Below are 15,247 nucleotides of genomic sequence, written 5' to 3' on the forward strand. Positions count from 1 at the left end.
GGGCATGCGCGTGTCATCCGCCATTCGTGCCCCGCAGCGGGCGCCCGTCCTCCAGGTTCTCAAATCCGCGGTCGCAACGGTCTCGGCGTGGCTGATCGCGGACTGGGTCGTTCAGGGCCCACCGCCCGTCTTCGCCGCGATCGCCGCCCTGCTGGTCGTGCAGCCGAGCCTGAACCAGTCGTTCAGCAAAGCCATCGAGCGAAGCGTCGGGGTGATCGTGGGGGTCGTCATCGCGTCGGCGCTCGGGATCGCCTTCGGGGAGTACACCTGGGTCATCCTCGTCTCGATCGTCGTCGCACTGATCGTCGCCTGGCTGGCCCGCGCGACCTCGGGAACCGCGAACCAGGTGGCGATCAGCGCGCTCCTCGTCCTCTCGCTCGGGGCAGCAACTCCGGGGTACGCGGTCGACCGTGTGCTGGAGACGATCATCGGTGCAGCGATCGGCATCATCGTGAACGTCATCCTGGTACCGCCGGTCGCGGTCGCTCCCGCCCATCGCGCCGTCGATGCGCTCGGCGAAGAAGTCGCCGCGTCCCTCGAGCGCCTGGCCTCGGCCCTCGAGCATCCGCGTTCGCGCGCGGATCTCGAGGAGCTTCTGCTCACCGCCCGGCTGATGCGGCCCATGCGTGACGCGGCCGAGAACGCGATCGCCGCGGGCCGTGAGTCCCTCACCCTCAACCCGCGCGCGCGGCGTCACCGCGAAGAGCTGGCGAGCCTCGGCTCGGTGCTCGATCGCCTCGGACCCATCGTCACGCAGGTCATCGGGATGACCCGCGCGTTCTACGACCACTACGACCCGACGATCGCCGACGAACCCACCGTGCGGGCGATCGCCGGCCAATTGCGACGCGCCGCCCATGATGTCCGCCTCGATCTGAGGGGTGTCGATGCCGACGCGGCAGGCCCACCCGACCCGCTCGAAGCCACGGGCCCGGCGCTCACCGCTCCTCTGGCGATCCCCACCCCGTCACCAGACCATTGGATCCTGATCGGCTCGCTGCTCGAAGATCTGCAACGCATACACGCGACTCTCTCACGCGGGGTGTAGAGCCCCGGCGGACTCTTCGATGTGCGCATCCATCTCGGAGACGATCTGCGAGACCGCGACACGCCCCGCGCGATTCGCGCCGATCGTGGACGCCGAAGGCCCGTACCCGATGAGGAACAGCCGGGGCTCGTCCGTCGCCCGACTGTCACCGACCCGGATGCCGCCGCCGGGCACGCGAATGCGCAACGGCGCCAGATGATCGAGCGCCGCGCGGAATCCCGTCGCCCAGAGGATCGCGTCGGCGGCGACGAACGAACCATCCGGCATCCGCACGCCGTTCTCCTCTATGGACGAGAACATCGGATGCCGAATGAGCACGCCCCGCGCCTGCGCCGCACGGGCCCACGGTGTCCAATGCATGCCGGTGACCGAGATCACGCTGCCCGGCGCGAGACCCTGGCGCACGCGCTCGTCGACTCCCGCGATCGCCGCCACCCGGGCGGCGATGTCGAAGTCGTCGTCGATCCACTCCGGCTCGCGCCGGGTGACCCAGAACGTGTCGGCGACGTGCGAGATCTCGTCGAGCAGTTGCAGAGCCGACACCCCGGCCCCGACGATCACGACCCGCTGACCGGCGAACTCATCGGCCGAAACGTAGTTCGCGACATGGAGTTGGCGCCCCCGAAAGCGCTCCTGGCCCGCGTAGTGCGGCCAGAACGGCTTCGTCCACGTGCCCGTGGCGTTGATCACGTAGCGCGCAGAATACGTCGCCCGTTCCGTCTGCACCCGCAGCCGCCCGTGCGGGTCGTCGTCTTCACGCTCGATCGTCCGAACGGGTTCGGTGCGATGAACGCGCAGATCGAACTGTCGCTCGTACTCGGCGAAATAGTCGGGCAGGATGTCCCGGCTCGCCGCCGTCGGATCCGCGGGCGGCACGGGGAACCCGGGCAACTCGTGGATCCCGTTGACCGTGCCCATGCGGAGCGACGCCCAGCGATGCTGCCACGCACCGCCCGGGCCCGCATTCGCGTCCAACACGACGAATGTCCGCGTACCCGCCACAGCATCGTCCACCGGCGCAAACCCGCGCCGTTTCAGGTGATACGCCGCCGACAGCCCTGCCTGACCCGCGCCGGTCACCACGACGTCGACCGGAAGGGCTTCCACGCCCATCAGAACCTTGGCCGCGCCCGCGCTATTCCAGTCTCGCCAGCGGGGTCAGTTGAGCGCCCGCGTCGAGGCCGGGATGACACCGTCGGCATACAGCTCGGACGCGAGGTCCTGCAGCGCCGTCAGCGCGACACGCTGCGTCATCGGGCCGTACGAGATGCGGGCCACACCGAGCGCCTCGTACTCCGCCGCTGAAAGCGAGCCGGGCAGCCCGATGACGCTCAGTTTGCCCACACCGAGGCCGTGCACCAGGTCGCGGGTCGTGTCGGCGTCGAGCACCCCGGGCACGAACACGAGGCTGGCGCCCGCGTCCAGGTAGGCCCGTCCGCGTTCGATGGCGTCTGCGACGGATTCCTCACGGGGACGGCCTCCGCCACGTACGAAGGCGTCCGTGCGGGCGTTCAGCACGAACGGCACTCCCTCGGCCTCGCCCGCGGCGATGATGGCCCGCACATTCGCCACCGACTCGTCGAGCGGACGCAGCCGGTCTTCGACGTTCGCACCGACCACACCCACGCCGATGGCACGACGTGTGGTTTCTCCGGCGTCGCCGTAGCCCGCGTCGAGGTCGGCGCTGACGGGCAGATCCGTCGCGGAGACGATCCGAGCGATCATGTCGAGCATGACGTCCAGGGGGATGTTCTCGCCGTCCTCGTACCCGAAGCTCGCCGCGATGGAGTGACCCGCGGTGGCGAGGGCCTTCGTCTCAGGCAACGCCGCGACCGCCCGCGCCGATACGACATCCCACACGTTCACGACCCGGAGGATCTCCGGTGCGGTGTGCAACTGCTCGAGGGACTGGGCCTTTTCTACCTGGGTGCTCATGTCTCCACGCTAACGCGGGGTCGCGGGAATCGGGCCGCTGCTCCCCCGACCGGCCGGGCTACCAGCCGTTGGAACCCGGAACGCCCTTGAACGGACCGGCGATGGCCGCCGTGATCCATCCGCCGTAAAAGCCGCCCGGTTGCGGGACGACGCGTTCGCCACCCACGGTGCAGGCATCCATCTCGCCCGCGTAGACCGCGACGCGGTCGGACAGCATCTCGAACCCGGCCGCGGGATTCGGATAGTTCCAGGCCGCGCGGGGAACGACGCGTCCACCGCCACGCACGTCCAGGTAGCGCGCCGCACCCTTCCATTCGCAGAAGGACGATCCCGCCGCCGGCACGAGCGCCCCCTCGGTGAAGTCCGCGATCAGCAGGTAGTAGACCGGCGGATGACTCGTCTCGAGCACGCGCACCACGTCGCTGGTGTCGAGGATCCGGACACCGCCGAGGTCGATGGTCACTCCCGCGTCGACCCTTTCTACGCGGGGCGGGCGTGGGTAGTCCCACACCGATTCCTGTGCGGCGGTAACGGGGTCGGGAGTGGGACGGCGCATCCGTCAACGCTAACGGCCCCCTCACATGCGCGGGCGCTTAGTGTGGCGATCATGCCCATCGACTTCACCGCCACGACCGTCCTGATCACGGGCGCGAGCTCGGGCATCGGTGCGGCGTTCGCCGACGCTCTCGCCGCGCGCGGTGCGAACCTCGTCCTCGTGGCTCGTCGTGAGGACCGCTTGAACGACCTCGGAGCCGAGCTCCGCGCGCGACACGGCATCACGGCCACACCGATCGCGATGGATCTGGCCCGTGACGAGGCGGCGACCGAGCTGCGCGACGAGCTCGAGCGCAGGGGCATCCTCATCGACTCGCTGATCAACAACGCCGGATTCGGCATGCGCGGGGACTTCATCGAGGCCGACCACGCTCGGATCGCCGCGATGATCCAGCTGAACGTCTCGTCCCTCGTCGCCCTCACCCACGCCTTCTTGCCCCGGCTCGTCGCCGTCGGGCGGGGCGTGCTCGTCAACATTTCGAGCGTCGTGGCGTACCAGCCGACCCCGCACATGGCGGCGTACGGGGCCTCGAAGGCCTTCGTCCTGAGCTTCACCGAGGCGATCGCCTACGAGACCCGCGCCTCGGGCCTGCGTGTGCTCGCCGTGAGCCCGGGCGCCACGGCAACCGAGTTCTTCGAGGTCGCAAACGCCGAGGACATGGCCCGCGGGCGCGTGCAGTCCCCCGCACAGGTGGTCGCAACCGCCCTGCGCGCACTCGATCGCCGCCACACCCCGCCGAGCGTCGTTTCAGGCGGCACCAACGCGGTCGCCGCGACACTCGCGGGCCTGCTGCCGCGCGGTCTCGTCCTCGGCGCGAGCGGTCGCCTGCTCGCCTGAGGCCCGCGCAGCCGCCTCGCGAGCCGCCACCGCAACGCCGCGAACGGACGCGACTCGCCGTTCCACACGCGCATAGAACGGCGTGTTGCGACCGTTCACGCTTCAGTTTCAGCGTCGCCCTCAGGTCAAAAGGGGCGCCAGGCGCTCCGCGGTCGGCGCGAGCAGGCGAATGACCCCGGACGGCTCCTCCACGCGATGCGCGGGACCCGAGAAGCCGAGCGCACCCGCGAGCGCCCCTCCGGCGTCGCGGATGGGCAGAGCGAGGCATCCGAATCCTGGCACCAGCTCGCCGATCTGCCGCGTCACCCCGAACCTGCGAATGTCGGCTGCCGCGGAATTCAGCCCGGGCGCATTGTCGCGGTCGGGCAATGAATCGGCCTCCGCCAGGAGCAGCCGCCCCAGCGCGTAGCGAGCAGGGTCGCGTGCCAGGCGCACCGGATCGCTGAACGGAAAGTCCGGGTCGGCGTCGACGAGACTCACGCGCCCCTCGGGGTACAGGACGACGTGGACTCCCCCGCGGACATGATCGCGCGCTGCGGTGAGCAGGTCCCGCGCGGCCGAGGGCAGCCGCACCGGCGCCGCCACGGAAGCGAGATGAACGACTTTCGCGCCGAGCGCGAAGCCCGACAGATCGGGCGTGCGCACGAGGAAGCCGTCCTGCACGAGCAGGTTCACGAGCCGGTAGGTCGTCGCCTTCGGCAGCCCGAGCGCCTCGGAGATCTCGCGCGCCGTCGCACCGGCCCCGAGCTCAGCGACGGCTTCGAGCAGCGTCAAGGCACTGTGGATCGCGCGAGGTTGGCGAGCCGACAGATCACCCGTCGGGTGGGGGTCCGAGCGTATGCGCGGCTCAGCCATCCGATGGTCTCCGCGCGACGCCGCCGAGCACTTCCGAGGCGACCGGTTCGTCGTACGCGCCGATTCCGGCGAGGGATGCCTCACCCCGGCGTCGGCGCCAGACGACCGCGAGCGCCGCCACGACCGCGACCAGGAGTGCCAGCGGTGCGCCCGGGTTTCCGCGCACGCCCTCGAAGACCAGGTATGCGACGAGTCCTGCCGCGAGGACGAGAGCAGAGGTGAATGCGACCAAACCGGCGCGGAAGGTCAGCTCTCCGATTCTCCGCAGAAAGACGGGTGCTGCGACGCACACGAGAACGTACGCACCGATATAGCCCGCGGCCGAGACGGCGATCACGGATTCCATCGCATTCCACAGCCCGACGCCCGCAAGCACGGCCACTATCGGGGCGATCGCAACGACCGGCACCGCGACGGCGATCGCACCGATCGGGGTGCGAAAACGCCGGTGCACGCTGCCGAGAGCGCGGGGCGCGATTCCGTCTCGCCCGAGCGCGAAAAGTACCCGCGTGAGGGCGGTCGTCGAGGCGATCGCACACGCGAGGAAGGATGCGGCGATGCCCAGGTCGATCAGAACGCCCAGCTGCGCGACCCCGTAGGCGCTGGCGAGTGCGTTGACCGGCGAATCACTGCCCGCCAGCTCCCGTCCGAGGGCGTGGAATCCGGCTACCTGCGTGTAAGCGGCCAGCACGTACAGCCCTCCCGCCAGCAGAACCGTCGTCACGATCGCCCGCGGGATGTTGCGCAGCGGCGACCGCGCCTCGACCCCGAGTGTCGCGGCGCTCTCGAATCCGACGAAGGCGGTCAGCGCGAGCACAGCGCCCGCCGCGAAGCCCGCGAGCGAGAAGCCCTCGGTCGGAACCAGGGCCGAGACGTCCAGCGGTCCGATCTGCACCAGGAGCACGACGAGGAGCACGAGGATGATGACGACCGATACGAGCTCGACGACGAGGGCGACCCTCGACGAGACCCGGATGCCGCGCACGAGAACGAGTGTCAGCACCGCGGCTTCGGCCGCGAGTACGGCCGCGACGTCCCACGGCCCACCGAAGCCCGGCCAGAGGCCACCGAGCAGCATCGTCAGGTAGTGCGCGCCGCCGAGCAGGGCGAACACCGAGATGAACGCGTAGCCGATGACGATGGCGGCGCCCGCGGCGAGCGCCGCGCCGGAGCCGAGCCCCTTCGAGACGAAGGTGTAGAGCGATCCGGCCGCGGCCATGCGCTTCGTGAACTGGTTGATCGTCGAGGCGACCATCAGCGCGACGAGACCCGCCGCGAGCATCGCGGGGACGGTGGCGGCGCCGGCCACCCCCGCGACCAGCACCACCACCGTCGTCGCGGCCGCGGACGGCGCAACGGCGGCAACCGACTGTGCCAGCACATCGGCGAACGAGACGCTCCGCCTGTCCAGGCCGTCGAGAGGAGAACGCGCACCGAAGTCGCGGACGGGAGCGGGACGCGCAATCGCCCGATCGAGTGCCGTCACGTCATCTCCTTTCCGCTGCGGCTCACGGTACGCAGGGCCGGTTGCCGCAGCGCGTCCCCTGTGTTTCGGCCGTGTGTCACGGAATGAGACGCCGTCGCTCCGGCGTCCCACACGGCAGCGGAGAGGTTTCACACGGCCGAGACAGCGAGGCAACCGGCCGCCGTCAGGCTCGGGGCAATCCGCGCACCTCACGACAGATCCCCCACAGATCGGACATCTCATGACCAAACTTGAGTCCCCGGGAGTCGAGGCATCCGCCAAGCGGACCCTGAAGGGTTCGCTCGGTGTGACCGCCATCGTCTTCATGGTCGTCGCCGCCGCCTCACCACTGACCGTCATCGGCGGCGCCTCCCCGCTCGGCATCCTGATCGGCAACGGTGTCGGATTCCCGGCCCTCTACGCGATCAGTGCCGTCATCCTGGTGCTGTTCTCCGTCGGTCTCGCCACGATGACCCGCCATGTACCCAAGCCCGGCGCCTTCTTCACGTACGTCGGCTACGGCCTCGGCCGCTCGACGGGCTTGGCGAGTGCGTGGATCGCGATGCTGACGTACACGACCATCCAGATCGCGGTATACGGATACATCGGGTACATCCTGTCCGTCACGATCCAGTCCCTCGGTGGGCCACTCCTGCCGTGGTGGCTCTACTCGCTCGGTGTCATCGCGCTCGTCGGCATCCTCGGTTACCGCCACATCGATCTCTCCAGCAAGGTCCTCGGTGTCCTGCTCATCGCCGAGGTCGGCATCGTGCTGCTGCTGGTCGCCGCCGTCATGTTCACGGGCGGCGAGGACGGCCTGAGTCTGGCTCCGTTCGAGCCCGCCAACATCGTCAGTGGATCGCCCGGGGTAGGGCTCATGTTCGCGATCGCGGCGTTCATCGGCTTCGAGGCCACGGCGATCTTCCGCGACGAGGCGCGCGACCCGAACAAGACGATCCCCCGCGCGACGTACGCGGCCGTGATCGGTATCGGCCTGTTCTACACGCTCGCGTCGTGGGCGCTGGTCATGGCCTGGGGCCCCGACGGGGTCATCGACGTCATCGCCGAAGACCCGGGCACCTTCATCATCACGACCATGGGTCGCTACCTGGGCGTCGCGGGCGAGATCGGCGTCAACATCCTGCTCATCACGGCGATGTTCGCGTGCGTCCTGTCGTTCCACAACGTCGTCACCCGCTACCAGCACTCGATGGCGAACGCCGGCGTCCTGCCCGACCGCCTCGGTTCGGTCCACGCCAAGCATCTCTCGCCGCACGTGTCCTCGCTCGTGCAGACCGTGACGGCCGTCGTGCTCATCGGCGTCTTCGCGGCCCTGAACCTCGACCCGGTGCTGCAGGTGTTCACCTGGTTCGCCGGTGTCGCGACCCTCGCGATCGCGATCCTCATGGCCATCACGTCGATGGCCGTCATCGTGTACTTCGCGAAGACCCGCAAGGACCGCCGCCCGTGGAACACGATCATCGCGCCCGCGCTGGGGCTGCTCGGTCTGCTCGCCTCCGCGGTCCTCATCGCGGCGTATTTCCCGATCATGGTCGGCGACGTGGATGGCGAGGGCACTCCGGTGTTCGGGGGCGTGAGCTGGTTCTTGTTCGCGCTCATCGCGCTCTTCCCCGCGCTCGGGTACTTCCAGGCGTGGTGGATCAAGAAGAGCCGCCCGGCCGCCTACGCGAAGCTGACCGACTCGATCGCCGGCTGACCCCCCTCACCGCCCCACCCAGGAGACACTCATGAGCATCACCGACATCCAGACATCCGCCGCCCACGTCGCGCCCAGCGCCCCCGCCCACCCGTTGTCGTCCCTCTCGGTCGCCGAGCTCGAGGCCGTACGCACGATCGTGCTGGGGTGGCCGGACTTCTCCACCACCATGCGCTTCGCGTACGTCGGTCTCGAAGAGCCGACCAAAGGCGAGGTGCTCGCCTTTGAGTCGGGCGAAGGTCCTCTCCCCGACCGGCGCGCGCGGGTGCAGCTGCTCGACATGGCGACGGGGCGATCGACCGACTCGATCGTGTCGATCACGACCGGCGCGACGCTCTCGAGCATCGTGCTCGACGGCTCGAAGGGCCAGCTGCCGATCCTCGACGCCGAGTTCGAAGATGTCGGGCTGATCCTCGCCGAGGACGAGGGATGGATCGCCGCGCTCGCCGCCCGCGGCCTCACGATCGATCAGGTCATCGCCGTCCCCCTGTCCGCCGGCCACTACGGGTATGCGGCGGAAGAGGGACGGCGCGTCGTCCGGTCGTTCGTGTTCCGGATGGACCACCCGGCCGACCACCCCTGGGCCCACCCCGTCGATGGCCTGACCGCCTACATAGACACCGCCGACCGCCGGGTGATCGAGATCATCGACACCCCGGGGTTCGCGGTTCCCGAGACGCACGGCAACTTCGACGACCCGGAGCTGCAGGGGCCGCCGCTCGACACCCTCAAGCCGATCGTCATCACGCAGCCCGAGGGACCGAGCTTCACGGTCGACGGCGAACACGTCACGTGGGGCAACTGGAAGCTGCGGATCGGCTTCGACATGCGCGAGGGCCTGATCCTGCGGGAACTCTCGTTCGCTGACAAGGGCGTGGACCGCCCGGTCATGTACCGCGGGTCGATCAACGAGATGCTCGTGCCGTACGCGGACCCGCACCCGAACCGATTCTGGCAGAACTATTTCGACACGGGCGAGTACATGTTCGGGCGGTACACGAACTCGCTCGCGCTCGGCTGCGACTGCGTCGGTGAGATCAAGTACTTCGACGCGGTGCTTCCGGACGAGCTCGGCATGCCCCGCACGATCGACAACGGGATCTGCATGCACGAGGAGGACTTCGGTGCGCTCTGGAAGCACACCGACATCTTCACCGGGTCGCACGAGGTGCGTCGGTCACGACGCCTGGTCATCTCGTTCTTCACGACGGTCGGCAACTACGACTACGGATTCTTCTGGTACCTCTACCTCGACGGCACCATCGAGTGCGAGGCCAAGCTCACAGGCATCCTGTTCACGTCGTCCTTCCCGGGTGATGCGGCTGACGGCACCGCCTATCCATACGCGTCGCAGGTCGCACCCGGACTCGGGGCTCCGTACCACCAGCACTTGTTCTCGGCGCGCCTCGACATGACGGTCGACGGCCTGTCGAACGTCGTCAACGAGATCGACGCCGTGCGCCTGCCCTTTTCCGAGACGAACCCCGCGGGCAATGCCTTCACCAAGAAGGTCACGCCCATCATGTCCGAGGCCGTGTCGGGGCGCGTGGCCGACGGCGCCGTGAACCGGGTGTGGCAGATCGCGTCGACCGAGAAGACGACCGAGCTCGGGCAGCCGACGTCGTATGTGCTCTTCCCGACCGAGACGCCCACGCTGCTCGCGGACGGCTCGTCCTCGATCGCGAGGCGAGCCGAGTTCGCGACGAAGAACCTGTTCGTGACCAAGTACGACCCGGCCGAGCGGTACGCGGCGGGCGACTTCGTCAACCAGAACCCGGGCGGCGACGGCGTGACGGCGTACATCGCGGGCGACGAGCCGCTCGTCGGCGAGGATGTCGTGCTGTGGCACACGTTCGGCCTCACGCACTTCCCGCGCAACGAGGACTGGCCCGTCATGCCGATGGACTACGCCAAGTTCACGCTCAAGCCGTACAACTTCTTCGAGCGCAACCCGACGCTCAACGTGCCGGCGCCGGAGATGTCGGATCACTGCTCGGCTGGTGCGGGTCACGCCCACGAGTCTCACTCCGCGCACGACGCCGGGCACGCGCACGAGTCCGCGGCGCACGGCGCTCACGACGACCACGCGTCTCACTGAGCCGGTCGCTTCGTGGGTGAGATCCTCCACCTCGGGGCTCTCGCGCCGGCGGCGATCGGGGCGTGCTGCATAGCCGCCGATCGCCGCCGGGCGCGGGTGCCCGAGCTCGCCGCATCCGTCCTGATGCTCATCGCGATGCTCGACGTCGTGCTGTGGGGTCTCGTCGCCCCGCTCGTGTGGGCGGCGCTGCTGATCGTCGCGGCGATCGCGTTGGCCGCCCTCCGCGGCCGCGCGGCGCGGGTTCGGACAGTCGCGAGGGTGCCCGTTTCAGTCGCGAAAGTGCCCGTTTCAGGCGCGAAAGTGCCCTCCACCGTGATGACGGTGCACGCGACGCTCGGCCTGGTCGTGATGGCCACGCTCGTGCTCGCCATGATTCCGGATGCCTCGACCCCGGCCGTGGCGACCGGGCACCACTCGACGGGGGCCCCGTTCGGGCCGATGGCCGCGGCATCCGCTCTGCTCTTCGGACTCGTCTCGGTGATCGCCGCCCGCTCACCACACGGGGGCGCGGCTCGCGCTTCCGCGCTGGAGCGCGGCCAGCTCATCGCGATGGGCGCATCGACGGCCGTGATGGGCGTGGCCCTGCTCGCCTGAGGTCGAGGCCCTCCTCGCGTGAGGTCGTCGCGACCCCGCGAACGGACGCGACATGCCGTGAGGGACCACGCGCGCACGGCATGTCGCGACCGTTCGCGAGCAATTCCGCCCGAGGGCGGATGATCGACGCATGACCCGTGACTGGACCCCTCTCGCCCTCACCTACCTCGCGCTCGCCATCGCGGGGCTGGTCGGCACCTGGATCTTCAACGCCATCGCCATCCTTCAACTTCGCGACTACCTCGGCGACCTGGTCTCCAGTGGCCCCGCGGTGTCATCGATCACCGTCGACCTGCTCGTCGTCGCGATCGCCGGGTGCGTTTTCATCATCGTGGAAGCGCGCAGGATCGGGATGCGTCGCGCCTGGCTCTACATCGTCCTGTCGGGCGTGACCGCGTTCGCGTTCACCTTTCCGTTGTTCCTCGCGATGAGACAGCGGCACCTGACCGCTCGCGCACGCGACGCGTGAGCCGACCGCTTCGCCCGGATCGTTAGGCTCGTCTGGTGACCGACAACTCCGCCGACTCCGGCAAGCCCGCTAAACCCGCCAAGAAGCCCCACACCCCTCCGACGACGTCCCGGATGATTCTTTGGGTGGTCGGTGGAGCGGTCGGCATCTACTGGCTCGGTTCGGGCGTCATCGGTCTGATGTCCGGCGGCAGCTGAAGCCCTAGTACACCACCGTCGTCGGATCGAACGCGACGATACGGTCATCCCCCTCCGTGGGGTCACCGCGTCCGTCCGTGTTGTTCGTGACGATCCAGAGGTCGCCGTCGGGCCCTTCCAGCACCGAGCGCAGACGCCCGTACGTCCCGGCGAGATGCACGGTGGACGCACTCAGATCGTCGAGTGGCACGACCCGCAGCGAACGGCCTCTCAGGTTCGCGACGTAGATGGTGTCGCCGATCACCGCGAGCCCGCTCGGGCTCGCCGCATCCGTCGGCCACTCCTGCACCGGATCCACGAACCCGCGATCGGCGCCGCCCGACCCCTCCACCTCGGGCCACCCGTAGTTGGCGCCGGGTTCGACCACATTCAGCTCGTCGACCGCATCCTGACCGAACTCGCTCGCGAACATCCGCCCGTCGTCCGCCCATCCCAGACCTTGGACGTTGCGGTGTCCGAGACTGTGCACCGGGGATCCGGCGAACGGATTGTCGGCGGGAATGCCCCCGTCGGGATCGAGCCGCAGGATCTTGCCCGCGAGGCTGTCCGGGTCCTGTGCCGATCCGGGCACACCCGCATCCCCGGTCGTCACGTACAGAGCGCCGTCCGGTCCGAACGCGATACGGCCACCGTTGTGGACCCCGGCCTTCGGCAGCCCGTCGATGACGACCTCGGCTGGGCCCAGGCTGAGGGCACCGGGCTCGCCCTGCAGAGCAAACTTCTGGACGCGGTTCCCGTTCTCTGCCGTCGAGTAGGCGTAAAGGGCGCCCTCGTCCGGAGCGATGGCGAGCCCCAACAGGCCGCCCTCGCCTCCGGTCACGACGCCGGCGATAGTGGCGACTTCCCGGATGTCTCCCCCCGGAGCGAACTCGAGAACCCGGGCGGAGTCCCGTTCCGAAACGAGCGCGGAGTCGCCGACGCGTACGACCGACCACGGGGCCGCGAGACCGGTCACCACGTCCCGCGGGCCGGCCGGCTCCGACGCGGTGGCACTCGGTGTACCCGCGACCGACGGGGTCGATGACCCGACCGGCGCGCCCACGCATCCGGCGAGCCCGATCGTGCTGATCGTCATGAAAGCAGCAGCGATCACCACACGACGTATCGACCGCATCGGTCGCTCGTCGGGGATCGTGTTCGCCGGCATGGCACCTCCGGTTGCTTCCCCTCCACGCTAACCCGGCAGCACGCCCGCTCGGCCGGGCTGCCAGACTGATGTCGTGAACCAGCGCCTGATGTTGCTCGACACCGCCTCGCTGTATTTTCGCGCCTTCTACGGCGTGCCCGACACGGTGAAAGCGCCCGACGGAACCCCGGTCAACGCGGTGCGGGGCCTGCTCGACATGATCGCGAAGCTCGTCACGACGTACCGGCCGACGCACCTCATCGCCTGCTGGGACGATGACTGGCGCCCGCAGTGGCGAGTCGATCTGATCCCGAGCTACAAGGCGCATCGCGTGGTCGAGATCGTCCCGGGTGGCGCCGATGTCGAAGAGGTTCCCGACCCCCTCGAGGCGCAGATACCCCTCATCCGCCGCGCGCTCGGAGCCCTCGACATCCCCATCGTCGGGCGCGCCGAACACGAGGCCGACGACATCATCGGGTCGCTTGCCACCCAGGCATCCGTCCCCGTGGACATCGTCACCGGCGACCGCGACCTCTTTCAGCTTGTCGACGATGCGGCCGACGTCCGTGTGATCTATACCGCTCGCGGCATGAGTAATCTCGAGGTCGTGACGGACGCCGTCGTCGTGCGGAAGTACGGGGTCCTGCCGCAGCAGTATGCCGATTTCGCCGTCATGAAAGGCGATGCGTCAGACGGGTTGCCGGGCGTCCCGGGCGTCGGCGAGAAGACCGCCGCGACGCTGATCGCGGCGCACGGTGACCTCACGGGGATCCTCGCCGCCGCAGAAGCGGGTGAGGGGATGTCGGCCGGTGTCCGGGCCAAGCTCCTCGCAGCGCTTCCCTATCTGGCCGTGGCACCGAAGGTCGTCGGGGTGGTGCGCGACCTCGACCTGGCCGACGACGTGCCCGAATCGGGCGGCCTGCTGAAACCCCCGACCGACGCTCAGCACGCCGAGGCACTCGCGCTCGCAGCGGAATGGGCACTCGGAACGGCGATGGACCGCGCGCTCGCGGCGATCACCGCGATCACCGATTCAGGAAGCGCGCCCACTCGGTAGCCGCGACATCGCGGCGAGCATCAGAACCCCGTACGCGATCGACAACACGAGAAGCAGCACGAGCGCGCCCGTCCACCCGTCATTGACCTCGTGCAGAGCACCCATGACCGGCGCCGCAAGAGCCGCGACGGTGTAGCCCGCGCCCTGAACGAAAGCGGACATCCCGGCTGCCTCGGCATCCGAGCGCGCGACCGCGACGAGTGTCGAGAAGATCACGACGAAACCTCCGGCATGCGCGATCGCGCCGAGGGACGCCCACAGGATGAACTGCGCGGGCGCGACCAGCATCCCGACGGTCAGAGCCAGCCAGCAGGCGCAGATCACGAGCGCGGGCACGATCGGCGCGAAGCGTCGCGCCAACAGGGGAACGACGAACGCGCCGGCGATTGCCACGCCCTGGAACACGGATGCCAGAGTGCCGGCCGTCGTCCGATCAACCCCGAGTTCGTCGCCCAGAATCGTCGGCAGCCACGTCGTCAGGCCGTAGTAGATGGCTGCCTGGCAGGCGAACGTGAAGGCCAGCAGCCACACGATCGGACGACGGAGGATGCCGCTTCGGCGCCCTCCTGGCACGGGGAGTGGTCCCGTCAACGTCTCGATATCGGAAGCGCGACCCTGGGTCCGATTGGCGGCGCCAGCCCAAGGTTCTCCCGAATAGCCGGCGTCCGCGCCGCGAGCCCGCCGCAGGTGCACCGCCCAGAGCAGGATTCCGGAGACGGTCACCACGATCCAGGCGAGGAGCGCCAGCGGCCAGCCGAGCACGCCCGCCAGCGGCGCCGTCGCCAGAGCAGTCAGCAGCGATCCGGCGTTCAACATCGCGACGTACGCCGCCGTTACAGCACTCACCTGCGTGGGCGGCACATCGCGACGGATGATGACGGGCACCACGACGTTTCCGACCGTAATCGCGGCGCCGATGACGAGCGACCCGGCGAGCATCCACCCGAAACCCGGAATCGCACGCACGAGCGTCCCCAGCATCACTCCGACGAGGGTCAGCAGTAGGGCGAGTTCCGCGCCCGCCCGGCGGATGACGAGGGCCGCGACGGGTGTCAACAGGGCGAACATCAGGACAGGCACCGTCGTGAGCAGCCCCGCGCTCGCCGCGCCGATCCCGAGATCGTCCTGGATGTCGCGCAGCACAGGTGTCGGGGCGATCATCGGCCCCCGCAGGCTCAGCGCCGCGACCAGGATTCCGACGACGACGAGCCACGGAAAAGCGCGCCGGGCAGATGAGGCGGCGGGCCCCGTCATCGAACCAGACCTGTCACCGACTCAGTCTAGGCAGCGCGG

The 15,247-nt window shown here is 69.1% G+C and carries 15 protein-coding genes; 8 read left to right on the plus strand and 7 right to left on the minus strand.

Features of this window, described 5'->3' with window-relative positions; all coding sequences use genetic code 11:
• The first annotated feature begins 4 nt into the window (after positions 1-4).
• Positions 5-1,048: an aromatic acid exporter family protein gene (locus ACIQ0W_RS03880; protein ID WP_396641509.1), complete on the plus strand. Its 1,044-nt coding sequence runs from the start codon at positions 5-7 to the stop codon at positions 1,046-1,048.
• Here the strand turns inward: ACIQ0W_RS03880 and ACIQ0W_RS03885 are convergent.
• From ACIQ0W_RS03885 to ACIQ0W_RS03895, 3 genes are read right to left on the minus strand one after another with little or no spacing between them, the layout of a single operon-like run.
• On the minus strand, positions 1,034-2,161 hold the full coding sequence (locus ACIQ0W_RS03885; protein ID WP_396641510.1) for an NAD(P)-binding domain-containing protein: 1,128 nt from the start codon (positions 2,159-2,161) through the stop codon (positions 1,034-1,036). The genes ACIQ0W_RS03880 and ACIQ0W_RS03885 overlap by 15 nt on opposite strands.
• A 45-nt stretch (positions 2,162-2,206) precedes the next feature.
• On the minus strand, positions 2,207-2,983 hold the full coding sequence (locus ACIQ0W_RS03890; protein ID WP_396641511.1) for an isocitrate lyase/phosphoenolpyruvate mutase family protein: 777 nt from the start codon (positions 2,981-2,983) through the stop codon (positions 2,207-2,209).
• 58 nt (positions 2,984-3,041) lie between these two features.
• Positions 3,042-3,539, minus strand: coding sequence for a DUF427 domain-containing protein (locus ACIQ0W_RS03895; protein ID WP_396641512.1), 498 nt, complete (start codon positions 3,537-3,539; stop codon positions 3,042-3,044).
• Between the two features lie 51 nt (positions 3,540-3,590).
• Between ACIQ0W_RS03895 and ACIQ0W_RS03900 the strand changes: the two genes are divergently transcribed.
• Complete coding sequence (locus ACIQ0W_RS03900; RefSeq protein WP_396641513.1) at positions 3,591-4,376, plus strand: SDR family NAD(P)-dependent oxidoreductase; 786 nt, start codon at positions 3,591-3,593, stop codon at positions 4,374-4,376.
• Between the two features lie 120 nt (positions 4,377-4,496).
• Here ACIQ0W_RS03900 and ACIQ0W_RS03905 read toward each other — a convergent pair whose 3' ends face one another.
• Both ACIQ0W_RS03905 and ACIQ0W_RS03910 read right to left on the minus strand, forming a co-directional pair.
• Complete coding sequence (locus ACIQ0W_RS03905) at positions 4,497-5,150, minus strand: helix-turn-helix domain-containing protein (protein ID WP_396641514.1); 654 nt, start codon at positions 5,148-5,150, stop codon at positions 4,497-4,499.
• Between the two features lie 73 nt (positions 5,151-5,223).
• The gene (locus ACIQ0W_RS03910; protein ID WP_396641515.1) at positions 5,224-6,717 is read right to left on the minus strand and encodes an APC family permease; all 1,494 of its coding nucleotides are present in this window, start codon (positions 6,715-6,717) and stop codon (positions 5,224-5,226) included.
• 220 nt (positions 6,718-6,937) lie between these two features.
• Between ACIQ0W_RS03910 and ACIQ0W_RS03915 the strand changes: the two genes are divergently transcribed.
• The 5 genes from ACIQ0W_RS03915 to ACIQ0W_RS03935 all read left to right on the plus strand — a co-directional run bounded on the left by ACIQ0W_RS03915 (position 6,938) and on the right by ACIQ0W_RS03935 (position 11,771).
• Positions 6,938-8,413, plus strand: coding sequence for an APC family permease (locus ACIQ0W_RS03915; protein ID WP_396641516.1), 1,476 nt, complete (start codon positions 6,938-6,940; stop codon positions 8,411-8,413).
• A 31-nt stretch (positions 8,414-8,444) separates the two neighbouring features.
• Positions 8,445-10,511, plus strand: a complete 2,067-nt coding sequence (locus ACIQ0W_RS03920; RefSeq protein WP_396641517.1) for a primary-amine oxidase — start codon at positions 8,445-8,447, stop codon at positions 10,509-10,511.
• A gap of 12 nt (positions 10,512-10,523) precedes the next feature.
• Complete coding sequence (locus ACIQ0W_RS03925; protein ID WP_396641518.1) at positions 10,524-11,105, plus strand: hypothetical protein; 582 nt, start codon at positions 10,524-10,526, stop codon at positions 11,103-11,105.
• A 130-nt stretch (positions 11,106-11,235) separates the two neighbouring features.
• A complete protein-coding gene (locus ACIQ0W_RS03930) occupies positions 11,236-11,574 on the plus strand; it encodes a DUF2834 domain-containing protein (RefSeq protein ID WP_396641519.1) in 339 nt (112 codons plus the stop codon).
• A gap of 35 nt (positions 11,575-11,609) precedes the next feature.
• Positions 11,610-11,771: a hypothetical protein gene (locus ACIQ0W_RS03935; RefSeq protein ID WP_396641520.1), complete on the plus strand. Its 162-nt coding sequence runs from the start codon at positions 11,610-11,612 to the stop codon at positions 11,769-11,771.
• Between the two features lie 4 nt (positions 11,772-11,775).
• Here ACIQ0W_RS03935 and ACIQ0W_RS03940 read toward each other — a convergent pair whose 3' ends face one another.
• Complete coding sequence (locus ACIQ0W_RS03940) at positions 11,776-12,846, minus strand: PQQ-dependent sugar dehydrogenase (RefSeq protein ID WP_396641521.1); 1,071 nt, start codon at positions 12,844-12,846, stop codon at positions 11,776-11,778.
• Between the two features lie 145 nt (positions 12,847-12,991).
• Here ACIQ0W_RS03940 and ACIQ0W_RS03945 point away from each other — a divergent pair, with 145 nt between their 5' ends.
• Positions 12,992-13,954 (plus strand): 5'-3' exonuclease H3TH domain-containing protein, encoded by a 963-nt coding sequence (locus ACIQ0W_RS03945; RefSeq protein ID WP_396641522.1) that lies wholly within the window; start codon positions 12,992-12,994, stop codon positions 13,952-13,954.
• Here ACIQ0W_RS03945 and ACIQ0W_RS03950 read toward each other — a convergent pair.
• On the minus strand, positions 13,931-15,208 hold the full coding sequence (locus tag ACIQ0W_RS03950) for a CynX/NimT family MFS transporter (RefSeq protein ID WP_396641523.1): 1,278 nt from the start codon (positions 15,206-15,208) through the stop codon (positions 13,931-13,933). The genes ACIQ0W_RS03945 and ACIQ0W_RS03950 overlap by 24 nt on opposite strands.
• Positions 15,209-15,247 lie beyond the last annotated feature (39 nt).

The organism is Microbacterium sp. (assembly GCF_044340635.1).
GTDB lineage: Bacteria > Actinomycetota > Actinomycetes > Actinomycetales > Microbacteriaceae > Microbacterium.

Bases quoted from the DNA above. Each gene is read 5' to 3' on its own strand.
- ACIQ0W_RS03880 (WP_396641509.1), top strand. From the start codon at position 5: ATGCGCGTGTCATCCGCCATTCGTGCCCCGCAGCGGGCGCCCGTCCTC.
- ACIQ0W_RS03885 (WP_396641510.1), bottom strand. From the start codon at position 2,161: ATGGGCGTGGAAGCCCTTCCGGTCGACGTCGTGGTGACCGGCGCGGGT.
- ACIQ0W_RS03890 (WP_396641511.1), bottom strand. From the start codon at position 2,983: ATGAGCACCCAGGTAGAAAAGGCCCAGTCCCTCGAGCAGTTGCACACC.
- ACIQ0W_RS03895 (WP_396641512.1), bottom strand. From the start codon at position 3,539: ATGCGCCGTCCCACTCCCGACCCCGTTACCGCCGCACAGGAATCGGTG.
- ACIQ0W_RS03900 (WP_396641513.1), top strand. From the start codon at position 3,591: ATGCCCATCGACTTCACCGCCACGACCGTCCTGATCACGGGCGCGAGC.
- ACIQ0W_RS03915 (WP_396641516.1), top strand. From the start codon at position 6,938: ATGACCAAACTTGAGTCCCCGGGAGTCGAGGCATCCGCCAAGCGGACC.
- ACIQ0W_RS03920 (WP_396641517.1), top strand. From the start codon at position 8,445: ATGAGCATCACCGACATCCAGACATCCGCCGCCCACGTCGCGCCCAGC.
- ACIQ0W_RS03930 (WP_396641519.1), top strand. From the start codon at position 11,236: ATGACCCGTGACTGGACCCCTCTCGCCCTCACCTACCTCGCGCTCGCC.
- ACIQ0W_RS03940 (WP_396641521.1), bottom strand. From the start codon at position 12,846: ATGACGATCAGCACGATCGGGCTCGCCGGATGCGTGGGCGCGCCGGTC.
- ACIQ0W_RS03950 (WP_396641523.1), bottom strand. From the start codon at position 15,208: ATGACGGGGCCCGCCGCCTCATCTGCCCGGCGCGCTTTTCCGTGGCTC.